Raw genomic sequence first — 24987 nt, 5'->3', positions numbered from 1 at the left:
GACCTGGAGCGTACCCACGTCTGAGGGCTGGTGTGACTGCCGACTGGCCATAGGCCGAGATTGGTGATCTGACGTTGGAGGCACTCGTCGGCAATAGGCCCGGTGCGGAGAACGGGCCCGAGTGATGGGCGCCGAGTGAGCGACGCTTGCTACGCGTTCCCGCTCCGCGCTGCCAGCGGAGCGGTCAGTTGGAATTCAACGACTGGCTCCGAGTCGAGGCACGTACGGATCGCTCTCACGAGGACACCGCCCTCGTAGTCGGAGTGCGCTCGGCAGACCAGCGCCTTCTCTTTCCTTCAAGCCCGCCCTCACGAAAGGCCGGTCGGGGACCCTGGGAAAGACACGCTAGTCGTCAGTCGCGACGACTTCCGTTGCAAAACGACAACTTGTCGTTCACTCCACACCGTGGATTGAACTGCGGAGCGCCGCTGAGTTGACCCGAACTCGTCAGCTTCGGTCTTCAAGGTGCGGTAATCCCTCAACGACCTTCTCGATCCGGGTGAGAAGCCTGGAGGCTTCCTCAACGTACTGATCGCGCGTTGCACGCAGCAGCCGTTCGCCGTCATCGTGCCATCCAAATACGGCCGGATTATGCCCCGCTCGCGCCTGCTTGGCGCCGCGCTCCAGAACACTGAGTGAACTCACGAGGCCCAGGTGCCCTGTAGGCCATAGCTCTTTCGGTGGACTCGGCACGTGAGAAGCGAAGCCTGATTCCATGCGATGGTGACTTCCGCGAGCATGAAGTGCGGCCCGAACCGCGTCGATGCGACGACCAAGTTGTTCGAGTTCGAGTTCGCGAACCTCATCGATGCTCGCCGCGCGAAGTTCCTGCAGCGAGGTGACTAAGACATTAGTTCCAGTCGAAGCTGCCACCGCTCCTGACTGGAACCCGTTTTCGGCAAGCAAGACACCACGGTCCGCCCCAAGGTCGTCAACGATCGCACGAAGCGCGAGAACACGATCTTTCGAGACACGTCTGGCGTGGTGTTTGCACTCAACCACCCACAAGAAGTCCATTCCTGCCCTGCGGAAGGAGACAGCGACATCGACGTTGTGGCCAGTCCTCACGCCGACAAGTGAGACATCCGTATCAGCTGTCATGCCGAGGGAGCGAAAGTGTGCAGCCGCTTCCTCTTGATAAGCGCGCCACGGTTCCATCTCTAAAGCATCCCACCGACGAGCGAAGGGGGCGGCTCGGAAGAAGCGCTGGCGTCTTGGCGCCGGCCCCTCCACGGCGAGTCATCGGCTCCTCCTTTTACAGCACAAGCCGCTTGTGCTGCACCCTGGGCCGGGCGTTACTAACCCGGCCCAGGGGTCAGGTCACCAGCGAGTCTGACCCGGTCGGAAGCGGATCTGCACGCCATCGCGGATGGCTTCCGCGTACTTAGTCAGTTCCGGCTCGGTGAGCGAGCCGCCGTCCCTTTGAAATGCGCGACGAAGCGCCGGCTTGATGACCTCGACCGGCTTCCCACCGAACTCGGCCTCCAGCCGCTTCATGTCGGCGTTGCGCTCCGCCGAGATGTCCTTCACAGCGGCGTCGATCTGCTTGCCAACTGCGCGGCGGAACGCCTTCTCGTCGAACCTGAACTTCTCGCTGCTCATCGCAGCTCCTCTCCCCGCGCTACCGCGGGACGAGCAGGGGAAGCAGAGGGGGTGGCGTGCGTGGCCGCACGCCACCCCTGAAGGATTAGCCCTTCCCGAGCGTCGAGCCCGCGTTCGACTTCGCCGTCTTGGACGACCCGTCGGATGCGAGCGTCCGGCCTGCCTTCGACAGGGCCTGCTTCGACGGCTTCGCCGTCCTGCTGGGCTTCCCGGTTTTGCTCATCTGCTTACCTCCTACTGGGGTTGCGCAGAAGCACGCCGTCCGCCGATTAGCGGACTGGCGTAGAGGTCATCGAACCTCTAAGGTCGAGGAGTCTTCCCGGACACCTCAGCCCCGATCTGCGATTTGAGAGCCATTCTCGAACTAGCCGATCGGGGCTCTATTTGTACTCAGGAGTCTACCGATGACGGTCGACATCCCGAGGGTCACTGGCAGTCATCGGTCGCGCTGGAGCGCCGGCGCCGCCCGGGCCATGCCGACGCCATCCGCGTCGCACCGCTCGTTTCGAACCTCGTGTCTCCACTCGGAACGGTACGAGAAGGACCGTTGAACCGCTGGTCGGCCAGTTTGCGACTGTCGAGCCAAAAATCATCCAATCTGCAGAACCAACCCATGGAGTCTCCCCTCCGAGACACCAACCGGCGACAAGTTGCACGCGAAGGAGACAAGTTCTGTGCGTGGCGACACATGCGCCTACTGCGGCATGTCGACGAACCGCGAGAACATCCCGTGGAACGCCACGGTGATGGTGTCCGTCGGTCCGTTACGGTGCTTCGCCACGATCAGGTCCGCCTCACCCTGACGCGGGTTGTCCTTCTCGTACGCCGACTCACGGTGCAGCAGGATGACCATGTCGGCGTCCTGCTCGATGGAGCCGGATTCACGGAGGTCGGAGATCGCCGGCTTCTTGTCGGCACGCTGCTCCGGACCACGGTTCAGCTGCGACAGGGCGATGACGGGGACCTGGAGCTCCTTGGCCATCAGCTTCAGGGCACGCGAGAACTCGGAGACCTCTTGCTGGCGGCTCTCGACCTTCTTGCCCGAGGTCATCAGCTGCAGGTAGTCGATGACCACGAGCTTCAGGTTGTGCTGCTGCTTGAGTCGACGGCACTTGGCGCGGATCTCGACGAGCGTCATGTTGGGGGAGTCGTCGATGAAGAACGGGGCGTCGTTGATGCGGCCGCGGGTCTGCGCGATGGTGGTCCAGTCGCGCGAGTCCACGGTGCCCTTGCGCATGTTCTGCAGCGGCACGCTGGTCTCGGCGGAGAGCAGACGCATGGCGATCTCGGCGCGACCCATCTCGAGCGAGAAGAACGCGGCGGTCTGGTCGTGCTTGATCGCGGCGGCGCGGCACAGGTCGAGCGCCAGCGTCGACTTACCGAGGGCCGGTCGGGCAGCGACGATGATGAGCTGTCCGGGGTGGAAGCCGTTCGTCAGGCCGTCGAGCTGCGCGAACCCGGTCGGCACGCCGGTCATCTGGCCGTCGCGGCCCTTGGCGGCCTCGATCTCGTCGAGCGCGGCCGAGATGGCGTCGGTCAGCGGGACGTAGTCCTCGGTCTGCACACCACCGGCGACGTTGTAGACCTCGGCCTGCGCGCTGTTGACGAGGTCGGTGACCTCACCCTCGGACGCGTAGCCCATCTGGACGATGCGGGTGCCGGCGTCCACCAGGCGGCGGAGCACCGCCTTCTCGGCGACGATGCCGGCGTAGTAGCCGGCGTTCGCGGCGGTCGGCACCATGCTCGTGACGCTGTGCAGGTACTCGGCGCCGCCGGCGCGGGACAGCAGTCCGGTCTTGGTCAACTCGTCGGTGACGGCGATGACGTCGGTGGGCTCACCGTGCGAGTAGAGCGACAGGATGGCGTCGAAGATGACCTCGTGCTTGGGGACGTAGAAGTCCACGCCACGGGCGGTCTCGATGACGTCGGCGACGGCGTCCTTCGACAGGAGCATGCCACCGATGGTCGACTGCTCCGCGAGCATGTCGTGCGGCGGGGTGCGTTCCATGCCGCGCTCCGCGTAGTCCTGCGGTGCGGGCTCAAGATGTGCGATCGACACACGCTCTCCTCTGTTGACGACACGGACCTGGACCGGCGGGACAGCACCCACCGGCCGGAACCCGCACCCCTGTTTCTACCCCCGGCAACCGACATCCTCGAGTCGCTGGGCCAACGTACGGCCCCAGAGTTATCCCCAACAAACGGCCCTGTGGATAACTCTGTGGAGAGCCTGCGGAACACGCCGGAGCGCTGTGTGGAGAACTGTGGACGGACCTGTGGAAAAACACCCGTACGAACACACTTTCGACCGCTTGAACTGGGCTTTCCTGTTTCACACCATGTGTGGAAAAGTGGGGTTCAAGTACCCCTTGAAGGTTCCGATTTGACACGTTTCCACTGTGTAAAACGACTTGACAAGCACCCCTCCTGTGGGAAGAGTTCTCGGCCTGTTCCCAGCCAGCCCGACCCCGTCTGAACCGTAACCAGCCAACCCGAGTCGAGCCGCGCCTCCAGGCCCGTGACCATGTCAGCGACAGTCGTGGGAGAAGCCGCGCGACCGCCCCCGGAACGCAACGACGGGCGGGCCTCCCGGAGGAGACCCGCCCGTCGTGGAGCGGAACGTCAGTGCTACTTGGCAGCGACGACCTTGAGCGAGATCACGGCAGTGATGTCCTCGCGCAGGCGCACGGTGGCCTCGTGGTCACCGACGGTCTTGATGGTCGCGGGGACCTCGACCTTGCGCTTGTCGAGCGAGCCGACGCCCTGCGCCTGGACGGCGTCAGCGACGTCGCCCGGACGGACGGAGCCGAACAGACGACCGTCCTTGCCGGCCTTGACCGACAGGGTGATGGTCGCGTTCTCGAGCTTCATCTTGAGGTCCTGTGCCTCTTCGATGGTGGCGAGCTCGCGCGCGGTACGCGCGGCACGGATCGACTCGACCTGCTTCTCGCCGCCCTTGGACCACGCGACAGCGAAGCCCTGGGGGATGAGGTAGTTGCGGGCGTAGCCGTTCTTGACGTCGACGACGTCACCAGCGGAACCGAGGCCGGAGACCTCGTGGGTGAGGATGAGCTTCGACATGTGTCGACCTCCGATCAGCGGCCGGAGCCGGCGTAGGGGAGGAGCGCCATCTCACGGGCGTTCTTCACGGCACGGGCGATGAGGCGCTGCTCCTGGACGGAGACGCCGGTGATGCGACGGGCGCGGATCTTTCCACGCTCCGAGATGAACTTGCGAAGGGTCGCAACGTCCTTGTAGTCGATGACGCCGACCTTGATCGACTTCGCGGGAGCAGCGTTCTTGCCGCCCTTGCCGCGAGGCTTCCGGCGGTCGCCGGTGCTCTTTCCAGCCATAGTGATTTGTCCTTAGAAGAAAAGTTGTGTGTCCGTCGGAACGCTGAGGATCAGAACGGGGTCTCGTCGTCGAAGTTGCCGCCGGGGGTGCTCCACACGTCGTTCGACTGTGCGTTGCCGCCACCCTGCTGGCCGCCCTGGGGAGACCAGGGCGCGTCCGACTGACCGCCACCGTTGTTGTTCCAGTTGCCGCCGCCGTTGCCCGCGGGGGCGCTGGCGCCGCCGCCGACCTGGCCACGACCGCCGCCACTGCCACCCGCTGCGCGGGTGATCTGTGCGGTCGCGTAGCGGAGCGACGGGCCGATCTCGTCGACCTCGAGCTCGATGCTCGTGCGCTGCTGGCCCTCACGGTCCTGGTAGGAACGCTGACGCAGACGACCCTGCGCGATGACGCGCGAGCCCTTCGTCAGCGACCCCGCCACGTGCTCGGCGAACTCGCGCCACACACTCGCACGGAGGAACAGCGCGTCGCCGTCCTTCCACTCGTTCGCCTGACGGTCGAACGTGCGAGGAGTCGACGCGATGGTGAAGTTCGCCACGGCGAGCCCGTTCTGCGTGTAGCGCAGCTCGGGGTCCGCGGTGAGGTTGCCCACCACCGTGATGACGGTTTCGCCGGCCACGGGTTACTCGGCGCTCGCGGTCGCGGTCGCGGAGGCGTTGGCGGCCTTGCGGGCCGCGCGAGCCTCGTCACGCTGCTTCTGGGCGGCGACCTGCGCGATGCCCTCTTCAGCGCGGAGGACCTTCGTGCGGAGCACGGCCTCGGAGAGACCGAGCTGACGGTCGAGCTCCTTGGCAGCCTCGGGCGACGACGTGAAGTCGACGACGGCGTAGATGCCCTCGGACTTCTTCGCGATCTCGTAAGCGAGCCGGCGACGGCCCCAGACGTCCACGTTGTCGACGGTGCCACCCGCGTTGCGGATCACGGCCAGGAACTTGTCCAGGCTGGGAGCGACGGTGCGCTCATCGATCTCGGGGTCGAGGATCGCCATCAGTTCGTACTGGTGCATGCGGAACCCACCTCCTCTGGTCTCAGCGGCCCCGGGCGGTTCCCGGGGCAGGAGGGTTGATGCATGTGCCCCAGACCACGCAGGTGCGCGAGGGGCAACCTGGGTAGCCTACCGGACTGCCTGGAGGCGCGCCACCGGCCTGTGGAGAGCGGTTCCGCCCGGCAGGCGGTCGCGTCTCAGGCGTCGGTGTCGCCGCGGGCGCTCCACCACTCGCGCAGGCGCTCCTCGGCCGTCTCCGGCCCGAGGGGCCCTTCGTCCATCCGGGCCTCGAGCAGGGACCGGTAGGCCTCGCCCACGGCACGCCCCGGCGGGATGTCGAGGATCCGCATGATGTCGTCGCCGGTCAGGTCCGGACGGATCGACTCGAGCTCCTCCTGCTTGGACAGCACCTCGATGCGGTCCTCGAGGTCGTCGTATGCGAACGCCAGCCGGTCGGCCTTGCGGCGGTTGCGGGTGGTGACGTCCGATCGAGTGAGCTCGTGCAGCCGTTCGAGCTGCGGTCCGGCGTCGCGGACGTAGCGGCGGACGGCGGAGTCCGTCCAGGCGCCCTCGGTGTACCCGAAGAAGCGCAGGTGCAGCTCGATCAGGCGGGACACCGCGGCGATGGTGTCGTTGTCGAAGCGGAGCGCACGGAGTCGCTTCTTCGCCATCTTGGAACCGACCAGGTCGTGGTGGTGGAAGCTCACGGCGCCGCCGGGCTCGAGCTTGCGCGTCGCGGGCTTGCCGATGTCGTGCAGCAGCGCCGCGAGCCGGAGCACGGTGTCCGGGGGATCGCCGGCGTGCCGCTCGGCCTCGTACCCGATGGCCTGCTCGAGCACGGTGAGGGAGTGCTCGTAGACGTCCTTGTGGTGGTGGTGCTCGTCGACCTCGAGCCGCATCTCGGGCAGCTCCGGCAGGAACCGCTCGGCGAGGCCGGTGTCGACGAGCAGCCGGATGCCGGGGACGGGGTCGCTGGTGTTGAGGAGCTTGACGAGCTCGTCGCGCACGCGCTCGGCGGACACGATGTCGATCGACGCGACGAGCTCCTGCATCGCGGCACGCACGTCGTCGTCGACGGTGAACCCGAGCTGGGACGTGAACCGGGCCGCGCGCATCATCCGCAGGGGGTCGTCGCGGAACGAGACGACCGCGGTCTGGGGCGTCCGGAGCCGTGCGGCGAGCAGGTCCTCGACGCCGCCGTGCACGTCGACGAGTTCGCGGTCCGGCAGCCGCAGGGCCATCGCGTTGACGGTGAAGTCGCGACGGAGCAGGTCGTCCTCGATGGTGTCGCCGAACGCGACCTCGGGCTTGCGGGTCTCGCCGTCGTAGACGTCGCTGCGGTACGTGGTGATCTCGACCTGCTCGCCGGCGACCCGTGCGGCGATGGTGCCGAACTGGCGACCGACGTCCCAGGTGGCACTCGCAATGGGCTCGACGATCCGCAGGATGTCGTCCGGCCGGGCGTCGGTGGTGAAGTCCAGATCGGTCACCGGACGGCCGAGGAACGCGTCACGGACGGGGCCGCCGACGAGGGCGAGTTCGTGCCCGGCGTCGGCGAAAGCCCGAGCGAGGAGGTCGACGGGCTCGGTGGTGGCGAGTGCGTCGAGTCGTTCGACGGCCTGGGCAACGGACTGCATGACGGTGCTCATCCTCCCAGATCGAGGCCCCGAGTTCTCCACAAGCCGCGCGCGCACGGGACCTGTTCATGGTCGCGCCTCATACACTCGTGCTCGGCCCGAACCGACCCCGTGGCCCGCTCCCCGTATGCAGATGCTCCGCACCACGCTCGCCGCAGCCGCGTCGACCCTCGTCGCGCTCGGCCTGGTCGTCGCGCCCGTCGCCACCGATCACGCCTCGGCCGCCACTGTGTCCGCAGCCAAGAGCCACGTCGCCGATCCGGCCGCCGCAGACGCGGGCAAGGCGACCATCTCGATCGCCCCCGCGAACCGTGGCGTCGTCCAGCGCGACCAGGACCTCACCCTGTCGGTCACCGTCACGAACGACACCGACGCGGCGCTGCCGGCCGGCACCGCGGAGTTCGACATCTTCCGCTCGGTGAGCACGCGCGACGTCCTGGCGAGCTGGCTCAGCGACACCACCACGACCGGTTACCTCGGCGCCCCGATGGACTCCGTGGACATCCCGGCGATCCCGGCGCACCGTTCGATCACCATCGACTCGGTCGAGATCGTCTCCGGCAACGTGGCGCTCGGCGGGTACTCCTCGTTCGGCGCCCGGCGCATCGCGGCCGAGTACACGGCGGGCGACGCCTTCGCCGTCGACCGCTCTGCGATCACCTGGTACCCGGACTTCGAACAGGCCCCGGTCAGCGTCTCCGTCGCGATGCCGATCACCGTGCCGAAGTCGACCGACGGCATCCTCACCGCCCCCGTGCTGGCCGCGGCGACCTCGGTGGACGGCACGCTCACGCAGCAGCTCGACGCCGCCGAGGACCACAACGTCGCCGTGGCGGTGGACCCGCGGATCATCGCCTCGATCCGGATCCTCGGCGACAACGCCCCGTCGAGCGCGATCACCTGGCTGCAGCGTCTCGAAGCACTGCGCAACGAGACCTTCGCGCTGTCCTACGCCGACGCCGACGTCACCGGTCTGCGCCAGGCGGGGTCCGACGGCATCCTGTCGCCGATCTCCCTCGACCAGTCCGTCAAGTCCGAGAACTTCCCCGGCGCCGAGACCCCGGCACCGACACCGACGGCCACGCCGGGGCAGACCTCGTCGCCGGCCCCCACCGAGGCCTCGAGCGACGGCACCACGACCGACGACGGTGCCGACCAGGCGCAGGAGACGCTGCCGACCACGGAGTCCCTGCTCGACTTCCCGTACTCGATGGACTCGATCGCCTGGCCGACCGAGGGGACGGTGTCCTCCGCCGACCTGCCCGCCCTCGAGCGTGCCGGCACGAAGACCACCATCGTCTCGAGCGGCAACACCTCGGCCGGCGCGGACACCACCATCACCGCTTCCGAGAAGATCGGCGACGACCACGTGCTCGTCTCCGACCAGACGATGTCGTCGATGCTCCGCCGGGCCGCCGCCGCCACCGACCGGCAGACCTGGTCGTCGACGATGTCCGAGCTCACCGCGACGCTGGCCACCTCGGCCCGTGCCGCCACCGCCACGGGGCCGATCCTGCTGACCCTCGGGCGCGAGTGGCCGTCCGACTCCACCCGGCTCAGCCAGGCGTTGGACGCCCTCGAGAGCACCGCCTGGGTCGCCCCGGCCGACCTCTCCACCGCGTCGAAGGCCGTCGCCGGGTCGCTCACGCTCGCCAGCGCGTCCACCGGCGAGGCCCGGATCGACCAGCTGCAGCGACTCGTGCGGGGGGAACAGGGGCTCTCCGCGTTCGCGACGATCCTCGGCGACCCGAACCAGCTGACCGCCCCGGCCCGGCTCCGTCTGCTCGCGCTCGCCTCGAACGCGTGGCGCGACGACGACCAGGGCCTCGCCGCCGCGGTGGAGGCCCGCACGGCCGCCTGGGCGAAGAGCACCACCGAGGTCGGGATCGTCGACTCGAGCAGCCTCACCCTGCTCGGCGACCGGTCCTCCCTGCCGGTGTCCATCCGCAACAGCTCCGCCTACCCGGTCACGGTGCACCTGTCCGTGCAGCCGTCCAACTCGGCGCTGCGGGTGGTCCGGAACGACATCGTCGTCGAGATCCAGCCCGACTCCTCCACCCGTGCCACCGTCCCCGTGCAGTCGGTCGCGAACGGCAAGGTCGAGCTGACGATGTCGCTCTCGAGCCCCACCGGCGTCGCCGTGGCCCAGCCCGCGACCGTCGAGCTGAACGTGCAGGCGCAGTGGGAGACGGTCATCACCGCGGCCGCCGCGATCGCCCTGATCGGCATCTTCGGCTTCGGCATCTTCCGCAGCATCCGCAAGCGCATCCGCCGCCGCAACGGCGAACTCGACGACGAGGACGACGACGACCCGAACCGCCCCCTTGCGGTCCAGCCGACGGTCGGGGGCGCGCAGGCGTCCACCACCCGGCCTGGAGGCACGGATCACCGCTCCGGAGCGGCCCCCGCACCCAGCGTGGCCGCGTCCACGGCCGGCACGGCCACCGGAGCCGCGGCCGCGGTCCCGGCTGCAGCGCCGGCTGCAGAGACGACCACGGCGGTGGACCAGGGCCCCCTGCGGGACGCCATCGTGCGCGCCGGGGCCGAGCCGCGCCTCCCGTCCGACGCCGTACGCAACACCGTCGCGGACGACCGCGACCCCGAGGAGCCGACCATCAGCACCAGCCAGCCCCAGCCCGACGTCGACGCCGAGCCGGTCGCCGAGCGCAGCCTCGGCCGGGCGAGCGCGATGCTGGCCGCCGGCACGATGCTGTCGCGCATCCTCGGCTTCGCGAAGACCTTCGTGCTGGCGTACGCGATCGGGCAGACGCAGTCACCGGCGGCGGATGCGTTCGCGGTGTCCAACCAGCTCCCGAACAACATCTACGCGCTGATCGCGGGTGGCCTGTTGTCCGCCGTGCTCATCCCGCAGATCGTGCGTGCGATGAAGCAGCACACCGACGGTGGCACGGCCTACGTCAACAAGATCGTGACGCTCGGCGGATCCCTGTTCATCGTCATCGCCGTCGTCGCGACCCTGATCGCTCCACTGCTCGTGCAGGTGTACGCGCAGACCGCCTCGGGCGAGGGCAAGGGGTTCACGCCCGGTCAGATCGACCTCGCGGTGGCGTTCGCGTTCTGGTGCCTGCCGCAGATCCTCTTCTACGCGATGTACTCCCTGCTCGGCGAGGTCCTCAACGCGAAGCAGGTCTTCGGCCCGTTCACGTGGGCGCCGCTCATCAACAACGTCATCTCGATCGCCGGGCTCGTCGTCTTCATCGCCATGTTCGGCGGCAGGGCCGCGAACTCCGGCGTCGACGACTGGACTCCGCTCAAGATCGCCGTCCTCGCCGGTAGTGCGACCCTGGGCGTCCTCGCTCAGGCCGCCTTCCTGCCGTTCTTCTGGCGCCGGGCTGGCCTGAGCTTCCGACCTGACTTCCGCTGGCGTGGGGTCGGCCTGAAGTCGACGGGCACGGCGGCCGGCTGGCTGTTCGCGATGATCCTCGTCACCCAGCTGGCCGGCATCGTGCAGTCACGCGTCGCATCGCTGGGTTCCGGTGCCGCGGGCAACGCGGTGCTGCAGAACGCCTGGCTGCTCTTCATGCTGCCGCACTCGATCATCACGGTCTCCATCGCGACGGCGTACTTCACACGGATGAGCCACGACGCCGAACGCGGCGACCTCGACGCCGTGCGGAAGAACCTGTCGCTCTCGCTGCGGATCGTCGGACTGTTCACCGTCTTCGCCTCGATCGCGCTGATGGTCGTCGCCGTGCCGTTCGGACGCATGTTCTCCAACACCTTCGACGGCGCGCTGTCGATCGGCGCGGTCCTGCTGGCCTACATGCCGGGGCTCGTGCTCTTCAGCATGTTGTTCATCATCCAGCGCGTCTTCTGGGCGATGCACGACCACCGGACGCCGTTCCTCATGCAGTGCGTCCAGTCGGTGCTGTTCGTGATCGGTGCCCTCGCGGTCAGCACGCTCCCGAACGAGGCGATCGGCGTCGCGATCGCAGCGTGCACCACCCTCGCGGGCACCGCGCAGACGATCGTCGCCCTGGTCCTCGTCCGCAAGCGGCTCGGTGGCATCGAAGGACCCGTGGTCACCCGTTCGCACGTGCAGTTCGTCATCGCCGCGCTCATCGCGGGCGTCGTGGGACTCCTCGTCGTGAACTTCTTCGGGTCGTTCTCGGCGAGCGGCTTCGCGATGGCCGACTTCACCGGAGCGGCCATCACCCTCGTCCTCGCCGGCGCGGTGATGGCAGCCGTGTACTTCGGAGCCCTCGTCGTCGCGAAGAACGGCGAGATCGGCAACGCCGTCCGGATGCTCCGCAGCAAGCTCGGCCGCTGATCCCAGCCGCGCACCGCACGCTCTCGGGGCGTGTGGAATGCCTCGCCGGTACGATGGGTTGACCCGGTCAGACGCAACGGAAGGGCAATCAGGCATGCGCCAGCTCATCATCATCGGTTCCGGCCCGGCCGGGTTCACCGCCGGCATCTACGCAGCGCGCGCAGAGCTCAATCCGCTCATCGTCGCCTCCAGTGTCGAGACGGGCGGTGAACTCACCAAGACGACCGAGGTCGAGAACTTCCCGGGCTTCCCCGAGGGGATCCAGGGCCCCGACCTCATGATCAAGATGCAGGAACAGGCCGAGAAGTTCGGTGCCGAGGTCCTGTACGACGACGCCGTCTCCGTCGACCTCACCGGCAAGGTCAAGAAGGTCACCGTCGGCTCCGGCGAGACGTACGAGGCCCTCGCGGTCATCTACGCCACCGGCTCGGCGTACCGTCACCTCGGCCTCCCCGACGAAGAGCGCCTGTCCGGCCACGGTGTCTCGTGGTGCGCGACCTGCGACGGCTTCTTCTTCCGTCAGAAGAACATCGCCGTCGTCGGTGGTGGCGACTCCGCGATGGAAGAGGCGACGTTCCTCACCCGCTTCGCCGACAAGGTGACGGTCATCCACCGCAAGGACTCCCTGCGTGCGTCGAAGATCATGCAGGACCGCGCGATGAACGACCCGAAGATCGAGTTCGCGTGGAACAAGGAGGTCACCGGCATCACGGGTGACTCCGCGGTCGAGGGCGTCACGCTCAAGGACACCGTGACGGGCGAGGAGTCCGAGCTCGCGCTGGACGGCCTGTTCATCGCGATCGGCAACGACCCGCGCACGCACCTGATCCACGGCCAGATCGACATCGCGCCCGAGGGCACGATCGCTGTTCAGGGCCGTTCGTCGAAGACCAACCTGCCGGGTGTCTTCGCCGCCGGTGACGTCATCGACCCGTCCTACCGTCAGGCCATCACGGCTGCCGGTTCGGGCACGGTCGCCGCGCTCGACGCCGAGAAGTACCTCGCCGAGCTCGACGACGCACTGACGGACGAGGCCGAGGGCGTCGCCCCGACCGAGCCGGCCATGGTCGACGTCATCGCCGCCCGGGCCTGACCCGCCTCGGAATACCACGACGGCATCGCCGTTGTACCCCCTGAACGACTTCTCGAAGGAGCACACATGTCCAACGCCAAGGCTGTCACCGACGCCACCTTCTCGGACGAGGTCCTCAAGTCCGACAAGACGATCCTCGTCGACTTCTGGGCCGAGTGGTGTGGCCCGTGTCGCGCGGTCTCGCCGATCCTCGACCAGATCGCCGAAGAGCACGCCGGCAAGATCGAGATCGTGAAGCTCAACGTGGACGACAACCCCCAGTCGGCCATGAACTACCAGATCACGTCGATCCCGGCGATGAAGGTCTTCAAGGGCGGCGAGGTCGTCAAGACCGTCATCGGCGCCAAGCCGAAGCCCGCGCTCGAGGCCGACCTCGCCGAGTTCCTCGCGTAGGTCGCCCCACCCGAACGGCCCCGCTCTCCCCGGAGAGCGGGGCCGTTCTCGTCCGGAGCCACCGGATGACGATCGGCCCCGTCGCGGAACCCTGGTTCTCCGGGACGATGTCGTAGTGTGGCGGGAATGTCCCACTGAACGGAGCACTCGATGACGAACGGCAACAGCCTCGACCCCTGGTACGACTCCTACGCCCAGCGCACCGCCGGGCTGAGCGCCTCCGAGGTCCGAGCCCTGTTCGCCGTCGCCTCGCGCCCCGAAGTGGTCTCGCTGGCCGGCGGCATGCCGTTCGTCTCCGCGCTCCCCAGAGAGCTCGTCACGGGCTCCCTGGACCGTGTCATGAGCGAGCACTCCGCCATGGCGCTCCAGTACGGCGGCGGACAGGGCCTGCGGTCCCTCCGCGAGCACATCGTGGACGTCATGAGCCTCGAGGGCATCCGTGCCAGCGCCGAAGACGTCGTGGTCACCACGGGCTCGCAGCACGCCCTCGACCTCGTCACACGGCTGTTCATCGATCCGGGTGACGTCGTGCTCGCCGAGTCGCCGTCCTACGTCGGCGCGATCGGGGTCTTCCGGTCGTACCAGGCCGAGACGGTGCACGTGACGACGGACGAGCTCGGTCTCGTCCCTGAGGCGCTGCGCGAGGCGATCGCGAACCTCCGCACCCAGGGCAAGCGGATCAAGTTCCTCTACACGATCCCGAACTTCCACAACCCCGCCGGCGTCACCATGAGCCGCGAGCGCCGCATCGAGGTGCTCGACATCTGCCGGTCGAACAACATCCTCGTGCTCGAGGACAACCCGTACGGGCTCCTCTGGTTCGACGAGCCGGCGCCGCAGGCGATCCGATCGATCGACGAAGAGGGCGTGGTGTACCTCGGCTCCTTCTCGAAGACCCTCGCACCGGGCTTCCGCGTCGGCTGGGCACTCGCGCCGCACGCCATCCGCGAGAAGCTCGTGCTCGCCAACGAGTCGGCCGTGCTCGCGCCGAACTCCTTCGGCCAGTACGTCGTGAACGCGTACCTCGACGCTGCGGACTGGAAGGGTCAGGTCGACACCTTCCGGGGCATCTACGCCGAGCGCCGTGACGCCATGCTGTCCGCACTGGGGGAGTTCCTGCCCGACATGTGCTGGACCAAGCCGAACGGTGGCTTCTTCGTCTGGCTGACCCTGCCCGAGTCACTCGACTCCAAGGGCATGCTGCCGCGCGCGGTCAAGGAGCTCGTGGCTTACACGCCCGGCACGGCCTTCTACGCCGACGGACGCGGAGGCGGCCACATCCGTCTGTCGTTCTGCTACCCGACTCCGGAGCAGATCCGGGTGGGCGTCAAGCGACTCGCCAACGTCGTCAACGACGAACTCGAACTCATCGAGACGTTCGGCCCGACCACCCGCCCGAACACGGTGGTCCGCGAGACGTCGTCCGTCAGTGCACCGCCCCCGAACATCTCCTGATCAGCGCTTTTCCTCGGTACTGATCGCACAGCACCGCAGTTCCACACCGGAGGACCCCGCATGGCCGAGCTCACCCGTCGTCACGTCGTCGTCGTCGCCGGAGGCATCTCGCACGAACGGGATGTCTCCCTCCGCTCCGGTCGTCGGGTCGCCGACTCACTGACCGGCTACGGCTGGCAGGTCGACCTGCGCGACGCCGACGCGATGCTCCTGCCGGCTCTCACCGAATCACGCCCGGACGTCGTGTGGCCGGCCCTGCACGGCGCCTCCGGTGAGGACGGGGCCCTGCGGGGCATCCTGGAGGCCGTGGACATCCCGTTCGTCGGCTCACGTTCGACGTCGGCCCGGTTGGCATGGGACAAGCCCACGGCGTCAGCGCTGGTCGCCCGCGCCGGCGTCCGTACCCCTCGTTCGGTGACGCTCTCCCACGACGTATTCCGCGAGCTCGGCGCTGTCGGTGTCCTCGAGGCCATCGCGACCGAGCACCCGGTACCGCTCGCCGTGAAGCCGGCGCGCGGCGGAAGTGCGCAGGGCGTGACCCTCGTCGACGACGTCAAGGACCTGCCCCGGGCCATGGTCACGGCGTACACCTACTGCGACGACGTCGTGGTCGAGCAGCTCATCCGTGGCACCGAGGTCGCCGTGGGGATCATCGACACCGGAGACGGCCCTGTGGCGCTCTCCGCCGTGGAGATCGTGCCGCGCAACGGTATCTACGGCTTCGAAGCGCGCTACAACGCGGGGGAGACGACCTTCTACACCCCCGCACGACTGTCCGGCGAGTTCGCCGGAGCAGCCTCGGAGGCTGCGGTAGCCGCGCACGTAGCTCTGGGACTCCGGCATCTGTCCCGCGTCGACCTCATCATCGACGGGGCCGGCACACCCTGGTTCCTCGAGTCGAACGTGCTCCCTGGGCTCACCGAGACGTCTTTGCTGCCGCAGGCGCTGTCCGCGTCCGGTTTCGACCTCGGCTGGACCTACGCCGAGCTTGCCGAGCAGGCCATCCGGGATCACCGCGCCTGACTGCTGCTGACCGATGTTCCACGTGGAACACCGGCACGTGTTCTCTACCTGCCCCTCGAACGGGCCGTGATGTTCCACGTGGAACGGCGGCATGAGGCGACTCTCTTGCTCCGCGAGACGACGTGTTCCACGTGGAACATCTCGCCGTGACGTTCCTCACTCAGCGCCTGTGTTGGCGCTCCGCGCGCTCGGCGGGTGCCGAGGCGCCCGAACCGCGTGAACAGACAATCGGAGAGGCCTTGACCTCAATCTCCACGGGTGCGCGGCCGGACGCCCTTGTGCGCAAGCATCGAAGCGTCGACCCCCTCAACTGGCAATCCGAGATAGCGCGTCCGACCGTCCGCTCTGGACTAGCGGGCTAGCTGAACACGATACCTCGAGAGCGAACTCAGGGAACCTCGGGTCGACCGCTCGAGAGAACGTCCCTCGGATCGCTGGCATGAAGGGGGAGCCGATGGTGGTCACGACACGACCAACTCAGCTGAGTCCGATCGCGTCCGACGAAGGCGTCGTCCCGAGCGCTGCATTGCCGCAAGACCGCTCGACAGGAGTCGCTGGTCCATCAACCCCGGCCTGACCGTCGCAGGGGCTCACAGCGCCGCGCAGCGCCGCATACGGCCTGGTTCAGCCCTCGAGGTCCTCTACCCCGAGCTCACCGAGGATCCGGTTGAGGTCGTCGCCGTTCGCGAAGTCGATCGTGACGGAACTCTTGCGAGCACCGACCGCGATCTTCACCCGCGTGTTGAGGCGATCACCAAGCCGTTCAGCGAGATCGTTGAAGTGTGCCTGGCGCTTCGACGGTTCGGGCTTCGGCTTCGTGGCCGGCGTCTTGGCTGACAGCTGCTGCGCGATCGCCTCAGCAGCACGAACGGACAGGTCCTCGTTGACGATCTTCTCGGCCAGGTACTCCATCGCCTCGGCGTCCGGAGCGGCGAGGATGGCACGAGCGTGTCCGGCAGAGAGCACGCCTGCGGCCACTCGCCGCTGCACGGGGGAGGGGAGCCGCAGGAGTCGGATCGTGTTCGTGATCTGCGGGCGCGATCGACCGATGCGCTGCCCGAGCTGCTCCTGGGTGATCCCGAAGTCTGCGAGGAGCTGCTGGTACGCCGATGCCTCTTCCAAGGGGTTGAGCTGCGCCCGGTGGAGGTTCTCCAGCAGCGCGTCCCGCAGCATTGCGTCGTCGGGGGTGTCCTTCACGATCGCCGGGATCGTGCTCAGGCCGAGTTCCTTCGTGGCCCGCAGACGGCGCTCACCCATGATGAGCTCATATTGCGGCTCGGTGCCCGTCGCGCCGGGGATCGGCCGGACGACGATGGGCTGCAGGACACCGATCTCACGGATCGAGTGCACGAGCTCTTGGAGCTCCTCCTCGCGGAACTCCTTCCGCGGCTGCTGCGCGTTGGGGATCACGTCGAGCGGATTGAGGTTGGCGAGACGGGCTCCCGGCACGGCCACCAACTCGTCTGCCGTCGGAGCGGATGCCGGCGAGCCACCGGTCGGGAAGAACACGTCGACGGGACGGTCCTGCTGATCGGTCGCCGTCGGGATCAGGGCGCCGATGCCTCGGCCGAGTCCGGTTCGCTTCGGTGCCATCAGTGCTTCGCTCCTCGTGCTGCGATCTCGGCGGCCGCTTCCAGGTAGGACAGCGACCCGGTGGAGTTCACGTCGTACGCGACGACGCTCTGCCCGTAGCTCGGTGCTTCGCTCACGCGGACGGAGCGGGGGATCATCGCCTTGAGGACCTGGTCACCGAAGTGCTCCCGGACGTCGTTCGCCACCTGGTTCGCCAGGTTCGTGCGGCCGTCGTACATGGTCAGCAGGATCGTCGAGACTCGGAGGTTCGGGTTGAGGTGTCGCTCGATCAACTCGATGTTCCGCAGCAGCTGGCTCAGCCCTTCGAGCGCGTAGTACTCGCACTGGATCGGGATGAGTACCTCTTGTGCGGCAACGAAGGCGTTGATCGTCAACAAGCCCAGCGACGGCGGGCAGTCGATGAAGACGTAGTGGTACGGCTCGTCCAGCGACTGCAGGTACATGTCGAGCGCCGTCCGGAGACGCTGCTCACGTGCCACCAGTGACACGAGCTCGATCTCGGCGCCGGCGAGGTGAATGGTGGCCGGCACACACCAGAGCGTGTCCGACTCGGGGGAGGCCTGCACGGTGTCGGCCATCGGTGCTTCGTCGACGATCACGTCGTAGATGCTCGCGACCTCGGCCTGGTGATCGACACCAAGCGCGGTCGAGGCGTTGCCCTGCGGGTCCAGGTCGATGACCAGAACGCGAGCACCACCATGGGCGAGGCCCGCGGCCAGGTTGACGGTCGTGGTCGTCTTGCCGACGCCACCCTTCTGGTTCGAGACGGTGATGATCCGTGTCTCAGAAGGGAGCGGGAACTGCTGCGTGGCGATGGCACGCCGGCGACGGTTCAGGTCGGCGATCTCGCGAGCGAGCGGTGTCGACGCGTCGTAGTCGGTCGATGAACTCAACGAGTGCCTCTTCCCCGGTTCGATGTTTCACGTGGAACGCGGAGCCACTGGCGGCCGGATGACCCGGCCCGAGCCGCAGCGTCAGTCAACTGTAGCCCGGAAGACGCGGGTGGTCTCGTCGACCACACCTTCTCCGAGCTCGAGCACCTCGACATCAGAGAGGCGCTTCCGAAGGATGACCTTGCGGGCCTTCTCGATCTCTTCGTCGACCCGCGCACCCTTCATCAGGATGAGCTGGCCGCCGGAGCGGACCAGCGGCACGGTGAGGGGGATGAGCTTCGACAGGGCACTCACGGCGCGTGCGGTGACCTGGTCGACCACGACGTCGTCCGCTACGTCCTCAGCACGGCCACGGAGCACCGTGACGTTCTGCAAGCCGAGCCGGTCAGACTCAGCGCGAAGCCAATCCGTCCGGCGCTCCATCGGCTCGATGAGGACGAACTCGACATCCGGACGGGCGATCGCGAGCACGAGACCCGGCAACCCTGCACCCGAACCGACGTCGGCAACGCGACCCCGGGCCTCCAGGAGGGGCGCGAGCAACGCCGAATTGAGGATGTGTCGCGTCCAGAGGCGAGGCAACTCGAGCGGGCCGATCAGGCCCAGCTCCTCGCCCCGCCGAGCGAGCTCGTTGGTGAACGAGCGCGCAACCTCGATCTGGTCACCGAAGAGTGCTGCAGCCGCCGTGGGCTCAGCCTCGAGCACCGGTGCTGCGTCGGTCGGGACGGGTGCGTCCGTCATCGGGTGACGACCGTGTGGCGGTCCCGACCCTCACCCTCGGACTCCGAGTGGAAGCCCTTCTCAGCGACCAGGTCGTGGACGAGCTTGCGCTCGTACGACGACATCGGGGGGAGCGCAGCCGACGACGAACCGGCTTCGATGCGCTCGACAGCCGTGTCCACGAGCCGCTGGAGCTCGTCAGCACGGGCATCCCGCGAGCCACCGACGTCGAGGATGAGCCGGCTGAACTCGCCGGTCTCCGCCTGCACAGCGATCCGCGTGAGCTCCTGCAGCGCCGTCACGGTGTCGGGCTTCGACAGCACGCGGAGTGCCTCGCCGTCATCGGTGACCGACAGGTAGACGCGACCGGCGCGTTCCTCGATCTCGATGTCGCCGTCGAGGTCGCAGATGTCGAGGAGCTCCTCGATGTAGTCCGCCGCGATGTCCGCTTCGTCGCGGGCATCCTCGGTCTCGGTGTCCGTCGTCTCGACGGCCCCTGCGGTGTCCTGCTCGGTCACTTACTTCTTCCCGTTCTTCTTCTGGCGCTGCTTGCCGACCGGCTGCTGACGCTGGGTTGTGACGCGCACGGGCTCGATCTCCGTCGCACCGGCGCCGGCACCAGCTTCGGCGAGGACCGGGGTGGCGGTCCCGCGACGCTGTGCCTTCTTGGCCAGGCGGGCTTCACGAGCCAGAGCGGCTTCGGAGCCGGGGGTCGGCATGCTGCGGATGACGAAGTACTGCTGCGCCATCGTCCAGAGGTTCGAGGCCAGCCAGTAGAACATGACGCCGAGGGGGAAGCTCAGGCCGGAGATCACGAAGACCAGCGGGAGGATGTACAGCATCATCTTCTGCTGGCGGTACATCGGAGACTCCTTGGTCTCCGGCGACATGTTCTTGGCGACGAGCTGCAGCTGCGTGATGAACTGCGACGCCGTCATCACGACGATCATGAAGCCCGCGATCGCACGGACCTCCCAGCCGGAGGCGTTCGTGAACGTCTCGTGCAGGGGAGCGCCGAACAGGGCCGCGTTGCCGAACGACGCCGCGAGGTCGTTCGTGAGCAGGCCGATGCCCTTCTGGTTGATCTGGGCCTCGTGCAGCACCGAGTACAGCGAGAAGAAGATTGGCATCTGCAGCAGCAGCGGCAGGCAGGAGCTGAGCGGGTTGGTCCCGGTCTCCTTGTAGAGCGCCATCGTCTCGCGGCTCATGGCCTCACGCGAGAACTGGTCCTTCTTGCCCTTGTACTTGTCCTGGATCTTCTTGAGCTGCGGCGCGACCTCGAGCATGCGGCGCTGCGACTTGATCTGCCGGACGAAGATCGGGATCAGCGCTGCGCGGACGACGAACGTCAGGAAGATGATCGAGAGCACCCACGTGATGCCCTCGTTCGGGTCCATGCCGATGTTCTCGAAGATCCAGTGGAAGCCGACGAGGATGGCCGAGACCACCCATTTGAGCGGCCAGAGGACGAATCCGATGATGTCCATGGGGACGGCTACGCCTTTCGAGTGCGCTGGGGGAGCAGGACCGGCCGGGCCGTTCCGACCGCGGGGTGCGGCTGCTGCGGGATCGGCGCGAGGACGAACCCGAACCGGTTGACGACGAACGGGTGACGGCGTTCCTTGACGTCGTCGATGCCACCAGCAGCCCAGGGGTTGCAACGGGCGATGCGCCAGGCGCCCATGGCGGATCCGCGGACGACGCCGTACTGCTGGATCGCGTCGAGGGCGTACCGGGAGCACGACGGGTGGTAGCGGCAGACGTTGCCGTACAGCGGGGAGATCACCGCACGGTAGGCCCGGAGCACGACGACGCACGCGTTGCGTGGGAGCAACGCGATGACCCAGGCAAGCCGGGTCCACAGAGTGCGGTTCATGCTGCCTTCTCCACCCCGCGCGCGAAGGAGCGCGTGACGTCTTCGAGCAGGGTAGGCCATCCGGCCTGCGATGCGGCTGGCAGTACACGGACCACCACGTCGAAGCCCTGGGGGGTCTCGGCGAGCAGGTCGTGCGCGATCGCCTTCAGCCGCCGCCTGATCAGGTTCCGGGTCACGGCGTTCCCCACCGTCTTCGCGACGATGAAGCCGAACCGCGTCGGTCCGTTGCCGTCTGCCGGCTGACGGACCACGGACACGACGACGTGCGCCGTGGCGCTCTTGCGACCACGACGCACGACGTTCCGGTAGTCATCCCCGCGCACGATGCGGTTGGCGCTGGCCAACACTGCGACGCCGGGGTCAGACCGAGGACCGGATCAGGCGATGAGCCTGATCAGGCCGAGAGCTCGGTACGGCCCTTGGCGCGGCGCGCCGACAGGATGGCGCGGCCGGCACGCGTCCGCATGCGGAGACGGAAGCCGTGCTTCTTGGCGCGGCGGCGGTTGTTCGGCTGGAAGGTGCGCTTGCTCATGATGTTCTCCACACGGCTGCTCGCGGCGAGCCGTCACGTATGTGTAGCCGTCCGGGTGTCGAACGACGCAGATGGGCGCGACCAAAGGGCCGCACTCAACTGGTTAACGGTACGTGACAGCGGCGAGCAGGTCAAACCCCGCCCGGACCGGTTGCGACGGCGGCGTCGGGTCTGCCGTCGCTCGAGGCCATTCTCCACATTGGGGACAACTTCCGTTCGGTGGGACTCGGTCCGGTCCTTTACAGTGGTGTGATCGATCGCCCCGATGGCCGGTACGACAGGGAAGTACTCCTGTCGGACGGCTCGAGGTGGTCGTGGACAACACTGTGGACAACCCTGTGGGAACCTCCGCGGCAACGAGGCGTCGACGAAGCCCCCGGAGCCACCGACGATCCGCCGGCGACGACCTGGTCCCGAGTGCGGTCGCCGAGGACGCCACGGCATGTCCGACCCCGCAGGACGCACCCTCGTCCGGCAGCGAACGCACGACACGACCCCTGGAGACGAGCGCGACATGACGATGCCGGCCGACCCCGTCGAGGACCTCTGGTCATCCGTACTCGGACTCCTCGCCGAGGACCCCCGCATCACGCCGCAGCTCCACGGGTTCCTGAACCTGGTCGAGCCGAAGGGCGTGCTCGCCGGCACCCTGTACCTCGAGGTCCCGAACGACCTGACCCGGGGCATGCTCGAACAGCGCATCAGGATCCCGATCACCGAGGCGGTCGGCCGCATCGGTGACGACTCGGTCGCGAACTTCGCCATCACCGTCAACCCGGACATGGCGTCGGAGCCGCGGGTGGACCCGAACGTCCCCGAGTACGCCGAGCCCGTGCAGGAAGCCGTCGAGCAGAGTGCCGCTCCGCGCCAGTACATCGAGGCGCCGTTCGTCCCGAGCCAGATCGACTCTCCCGGCACCAGCGGTCGGCCCGAGTCGCGACTCAACCCGAAGTACAACTTCGACAACTTCGTCATCGGCTCGTCGAACCGGTTCGCCCACGCGGCAGCGGTCGCCGTGGCCGAGGCACCGGCCAAGGCCTACAACCCGCTCTTCATCTACGGGGACTCCGGGCTGGGCAAGACCCACCTGCTCCACGCCATCGGGCACTACGCCGAGAGCCTCTACCCGGGGATCCGCGTCCGGTACGTGTCGAGCGAGGAGTTCACCAACGACTTCATCAACTCGATCGCGAACAACCGCTCGAACCAGTTCCAGCAGCGGTACCGCGACATCGACATCCTGCTGATCGACGACATCCAGTTCCTGCAGGGGAAGGACTCCACGCAGGAGGCCTTCTTCCACACGTTCAACACGCTGCACGACCACAACAAGCAGGTCGTCATCACGTCCGACGTCGCGCCGAAGCACCTGACCGGGTTCGAGGACCGGATGCGATCGCGCTTCGAGTGGGGCCTGATCACCGACGTGCAGGCGCCCGAGCTCGAGACGCGCATCGCGATCCTCCGCAAGAAGGCACAGTCCGACCACCTGCAGGTGCCCGACGACATCCTCGAGTTCATGGCATCGAAGGTGTCGAGCAACATCCGCGAGCTCGAGGGCACCCTGATCCGGGTCACCGCGTTCGCGAGCCTGAACCGGACGGCCGTGGACATGGCCCTGGTGCAGACGGTCCTCAAGGACCTGATCACCCTCGACGAGGACAACGTCGTCGCGCCGACGGACATCATCAACCACACCGCGGAGTACTTCAAGCTCTCCGTCGACGACCTGTACGGGTCGTCCCGCTCCCAGGCGATCGCCACGGCACGACAGATCGCGATGTACCTGTGCCGTGAGCTGACGAGCCTGTCCCTGCCCAAGATCGGGCAGCTGTTCGGCAACCGCGACCACACCACGGTGATGTACGCGAACAAGAAGATCACCGAGCTGATGAAGGAGCGTCGGTCGATCTACAACCAGGTCACCGAGCTCACCAGCCGCATCAAGCAGGACCGCCGTTACCGCTGAGATCGGCCCGTTCCCGGCCCCATCCACCATCTGAGACGGTTCCATGGGCCGGACTTCTCACAGTGTGGATAGCCTGTGGATAACTGTGGAGGACACGCCGCCCGGTTGTACACAGGTGGGGGGTCACCTGTGGAGACTGGGGATGGAAGTGGATAGATGAGATTCATTCATCCCGTTAACGCTCACACACCGCTCACAAGTCACAAGCGTGTAGTTCCCTACTGCGGAGCGGGATGCACAGGGTTATCCACAGTGTGCACAGGCGTTAACACCATTACTCCTGGTTAACGATCAATCTCCGCGGGACAACCTTGTGGACGGCGGGATGACAAGAAATCCGGCCCCCGTCCGCCTGTGCCAGAATGGGGCGGCCGGACAGTCCAAGCCGATCGACAGGGGTTCCAGCTGTGAAGTTCGAGGTCAACCGGGACGTCTTCTCCGAAGCCGTCTCCTTCGCAGTGAAGCTCCTCCCGCAGCGCACGACCCTCCCGATCCTGTCGGGCGTCCTCATCCACGCCGATGGCGATCGTCTGACGCTCTCGTCGTTCGACTACGAGGTGTCCGCGCAGACGTCCATCTCGGCCCAGATCGACGAGCCGGGCACGGTCCTGGTCTCCGGTCGACTGTTGAACGACATCGCGAGCCGGCTGCCGAACGCCCCCGTGTCGTTCACCACCGAGGACGCCAAGATCTCCGTCTCCTGCGGATCTGCGCACTTCACGCTGCTGTCCATGCCGGTCGAGGAGTACCCGACGCTGCCGGAGATCGGCCCGCAGACCGGTGTGATCCCCGGCGACGCGTTCTCCGAAGCCGTGTCCCAGGTCGCCGTCGCCGCCAGCCGCGACGACGTCACCCCCGTCATCACGGGCGTGCAGCTCGAGGTCGGCGACAACGACCTCTCCCTCATCGCCACCGACCGCTACCGCGTCGCCGTCCGCACCATCGCGTGGGACTCCGGCCGAGTCGGCTCGGACCCCCTGCACGCACTGGTCCCGGCCCGCACCCTGCAGGAGGTCGGCCGCACGTTCGGTTCGGCGTCCACGGTGTCGGTGTCGATCAGCGGCAACTCCGACCGCGAGCTCATCGCGTTCCACGCCGACGACAAGACCGTGACGTCGTTGCTCATCAAGGGCAACTACCCGCCGGTCCGGCGGCTCTTCCCCGAGACCGTCAACGACCACGCGGTGATCAACACCGCGGAGCTCGTCGAGGCGGTCCGACGGGTCTCCCTCGTCCTGGAGCGCGAAGCGGCGCTCCGGTTCTCCTTCACGGTCGACGGGCTCACGCTCGAGGCGATCGGATCCGAACAAGCGCAGGCGTCAGAGTCGATCAGTGCGTTGTTGACCGGCGAGGAAACGGTGGTCTCGTTGAAGCCCGCCTTCCTCCTGGACGGGCTGAACGCGGTGCACTCCGAGTTCGTCCGCATCTCCTTCACCAAGACGGAGAACCCCAACAAGCCGGGCCCGGTGCTGATCACCGGCCAGACTTCGCAAGAGGCCGCAGCGACCGATGGATACCGGTACCTGCTGCAGCCGAACCTGCTGCTGCGATAGGCGCAACAGGCAACCTGC

The 24987-nt window shown here is 67.3% G+C and carries 24 protein-coding genes; 7 read left to right on the top strand and 17 right to left on the bottom strand.

Annotation, left to right across the window (positions count from 1 at the left end):
- Positions 1–447: 447 nt before the first annotated feature.
- From QRN49_RS07020 to QRN49_RS06980, 9 genes are all read right to left on the bottom strand, one after another.
- Positions 448–1158 (bottom strand): restriction endonuclease, encoded by a 711-nt coding sequence (locus tag QRN49_RS07020; RefSeq protein ID WP_284754803.1) that lies wholly within the window; start codon positions 1156–1158, stop codon positions 448–450.
- Positions 1159–1320: 162 nt separating this feature from the next.
- Positions 1321–1602, bottom strand: coding sequence for a hypothetical protein (locus QRN49_RS07015; protein ID WP_284754802.1), 282 nt, complete (start codon positions 1600–1602; stop codon positions 1321–1323).
- Between the two features lie 85 nt (positions 1603–1687).
- Positions 1688–1825, bottom strand: a complete 138-nt coding sequence (locus tag QRN49_RS07010; RefSeq protein ID WP_181819313.1) for a hypothetical protein — start codon at positions 1823–1825, stop codon at positions 1688–1690.
- Positions 1826–2296: 471 nt separating this feature from the next.
- Positions 2297–3661 carry a replicative DNA helicase gene (dnaB, locus tag QRN49_RS07005; RefSeq protein ID WP_031260130.1) on the bottom strand — a complete coding sequence of 455 codons (1365 nt, stop codon included), beginning with the start codon at positions 3659–3661 and terminating at the stop codon, positions 2297–2299.
- Between the two features lie 569 nt (positions 3662–4230).
- Complete coding sequence (gene rplI, locus QRN49_RS07000; protein ID WP_027466901.1) at positions 4231–4683, bottom strand: 50S ribosomal protein L9; 453 nt, start codon at positions 4681–4683, stop codon at positions 4231–4233.
- A 14-nt stretch (positions 4684–4697) separates the two neighbouring features.
- Positions 4698–4955: a 30S ribosomal protein S18 gene (gene rpsR, locus QRN49_RS06995; protein ID WP_017887834.1), complete on the bottom strand. Its 258-nt coding sequence runs from the start codon at positions 4953–4955 to the stop codon at positions 4698–4700.
- A gap of 50 nt (positions 4956–5005) precedes the next feature.
- A complete protein-coding gene (locus QRN49_RS06990) occupies positions 5006–5575 on the bottom strand; it encodes a single-stranded DNA-binding protein (protein WP_027466902.1) in 570 nt (189 codons plus the stop codon).
- Between the two features lie 3 nt (positions 5576–5578).
- Complete coding sequence (rpsF, locus tag QRN49_RS06985) at positions 5579–5962, bottom strand: 30S ribosomal protein S6 (protein ID WP_027466903.1); 384 nt, start codon at positions 5960–5962, stop codon at positions 5579–5581.
- Between the two features lie 176 nt (positions 5963–6138).
- Entirely contained in the window at positions 6139–7578 is a 1440-nt protein-coding gene (locus tag QRN49_RS06980) for a CCA tRNA nucleotidyltransferase (protein ID WP_284754798.1), read from the bottom strand.
- A gap of 127 nt (positions 7579–7705) precedes the next feature.
- On the opposite strand from QRN49_RS06980, the gene QRN49_RS06975 reads away from it, so the two are divergent.
- The 5 genes from QRN49_RS06975 to QRN49_RS06955 all read left to right on the top strand — a co-directional run bounded on the left by QRN49_RS06975 (position 7706) and on the right by QRN49_RS06955 (position 15833).
- Complete coding sequence (locus QRN49_RS06975) at positions 7706–11869, top strand: DUF6049 family protein (protein WP_284754796.1); 4164 nt, start codon at positions 7706–7708, stop codon at positions 11867–11869.
- A gap of 94 nt (positions 11870–11963) precedes the next feature.
- The gene (gene trxB, locus QRN49_RS06970) at positions 11964–12962 is read left to right on the top strand and encodes a thioredoxin-disulfide reductase (RefSeq protein ID WP_282818453.1); all 999 of its coding nucleotides are present in this window, start codon (positions 11964–11966) and stop codon (positions 12960–12962) included.
- A 66-nt stretch (positions 12963–13028) separates the two neighbouring features.
- A complete protein-coding gene (gene trxA, locus QRN49_RS06965) occupies positions 13029–13355 on the top strand; it encodes a thioredoxin (protein WP_017887828.1) in 327 nt (108 codons plus the stop codon).
- 150 nt (positions 13356–13505) lie between these two features.
- Positions 13506–14810, top strand: a complete 1305-nt coding sequence (locus QRN49_RS06960) for an aminotransferase-like domain-containing protein (RefSeq protein WP_284754784.1) — start codon at positions 13506–13508, stop codon at positions 14808–14810.
- 60 nt (positions 14811–14870) lie between these two features.
- Positions 14871–15833, top strand: coding sequence for a D-alanine--D-alanine ligase family protein (locus tag QRN49_RS06955; RefSeq protein WP_284754782.1), 963 nt, complete (start codon positions 14871–14873; stop codon positions 15831–15833).
- Positions 15834–16457: 624 nt separating this feature from the next.
- On the opposite strand, the gene QRN49_RS06950 is transcribed toward QRN49_RS06955, so the two are convergent.
- The 8 genes from QRN49_RS06950 to rpmH all read right to left on the bottom strand — a co-directional run bounded on the left by QRN49_RS06950 (position 16458) and on the right by rpmH (position 21447).
- Positions 16458–17426 carry a ParB/RepB/Spo0J family partition protein gene (locus tag QRN49_RS06950; RefSeq protein WP_111022503.1) on the bottom strand — a complete coding sequence of 323 codons (969 nt, stop codon included), beginning with the start codon at positions 17424–17426 and terminating at the stop codon, positions 16458–16460.
- Complete coding sequence (locus QRN49_RS06945) at positions 17426–18319, bottom strand: ParA family protein (RefSeq protein ID WP_269149421.1); 894 nt, start codon at positions 18317–18319, stop codon at positions 17426–17428. The genes QRN49_RS06950 and QRN49_RS06945 overlap by 1 nt, the downstream gene beginning before the upstream one ends.
- Before the next feature lie 81 nt (positions 18320–18400).
- Entirely contained in the window at positions 18401–19060 is a 660-nt protein-coding gene (rsmG, locus tag QRN49_RS06940; protein WP_128780340.1) for a 16S rRNA (guanine(527)-N(7))-methyltransferase RsmG, read from the bottom strand.
- On the bottom strand, positions 19057–19557 hold the full coding sequence (locus QRN49_RS06935) for a Jag family protein (RefSeq protein ID WP_071248630.1): 501 nt from the start codon (positions 19555–19557) through the stop codon (positions 19057–19059). The genes rsmG and QRN49_RS06935 overlap by 4 nt, the downstream gene beginning before the upstream one ends.
- Positions 19558–20526, bottom strand: a complete 969-nt coding sequence (gene yidC / locus QRN49_RS06930) for a membrane protein insertase YidC (protein WP_111038690.1) — start codon at positions 20524–20526, stop codon at positions 19558–19560.
- 8 nt (positions 20527–20534) lie between these two features.
- Complete coding sequence (gene yidD / locus QRN49_RS06925; RefSeq protein WP_017887819.1) at positions 20535–20915, bottom strand: membrane protein insertion efficiency factor YidD; 381 nt, start codon at positions 20913–20915, stop codon at positions 20535–20537.
- Positions 20912–21262, bottom strand: coding sequence for a ribonuclease P protein component (rnpA, locus tag QRN49_RS06920; protein WP_284754777.1), 351 nt, complete (start codon positions 21260–21262; stop codon positions 20912–20914). Before rnpA ends, yidD begins: the two co-directional genes overlap by 4 nt.
- Before the next feature lie 47 nt (positions 21263–21309).
- The gene (gene rpmH / locus QRN49_RS06915; RefSeq protein WP_022889115.1) at positions 21310–21447 is read right to left on the bottom strand and encodes a 50S ribosomal protein L34; all 138 of its coding nucleotides are present in this window, start codon (positions 21445–21447) and stop codon (positions 21310–21312) included.
- A gap of 514 nt (positions 21448–21961) precedes the next feature.
- On the opposite strand from rpmH, the gene dnaA reads away from it, so the two are divergent.
- On the top strand, positions 21962–23416 hold the full coding sequence (gene dnaA / locus QRN49_RS06910; protein WP_071404155.1) for a chromosomal replication initiator protein DnaA: 1455 nt from the start codon (positions 21962–21964) through the stop codon (positions 23414–23416).
- Between the two features lie 407 nt (positions 23417–23823).
- Positions 23824–24969: a DNA polymerase III subunit beta gene (gene dnaN, locus QRN49_RS06905; RefSeq protein WP_027466916.1), complete on the top strand. Its 1146-nt coding sequence runs from the start codon at positions 23824–23826 to the stop codon at positions 24967–24969.
- Positions 24970–24987 lie beyond the last annotated feature (18 nt).

It is taken from the genome of Curtobacterium sp. ME-Dv--P-122a (genome assembly GCF_030209645.1).
Lineage (GTDB): Bacteria > Actinomycetota > Actinomycetes > Actinomycetales > Microbacteriaceae > Curtobacterium > Curtobacterium flaccumfaciens.
Note: the sequence above shows the minus strand (reverse complement) of the source record. Positions and strands in the feature narration are given on the sequence as shown.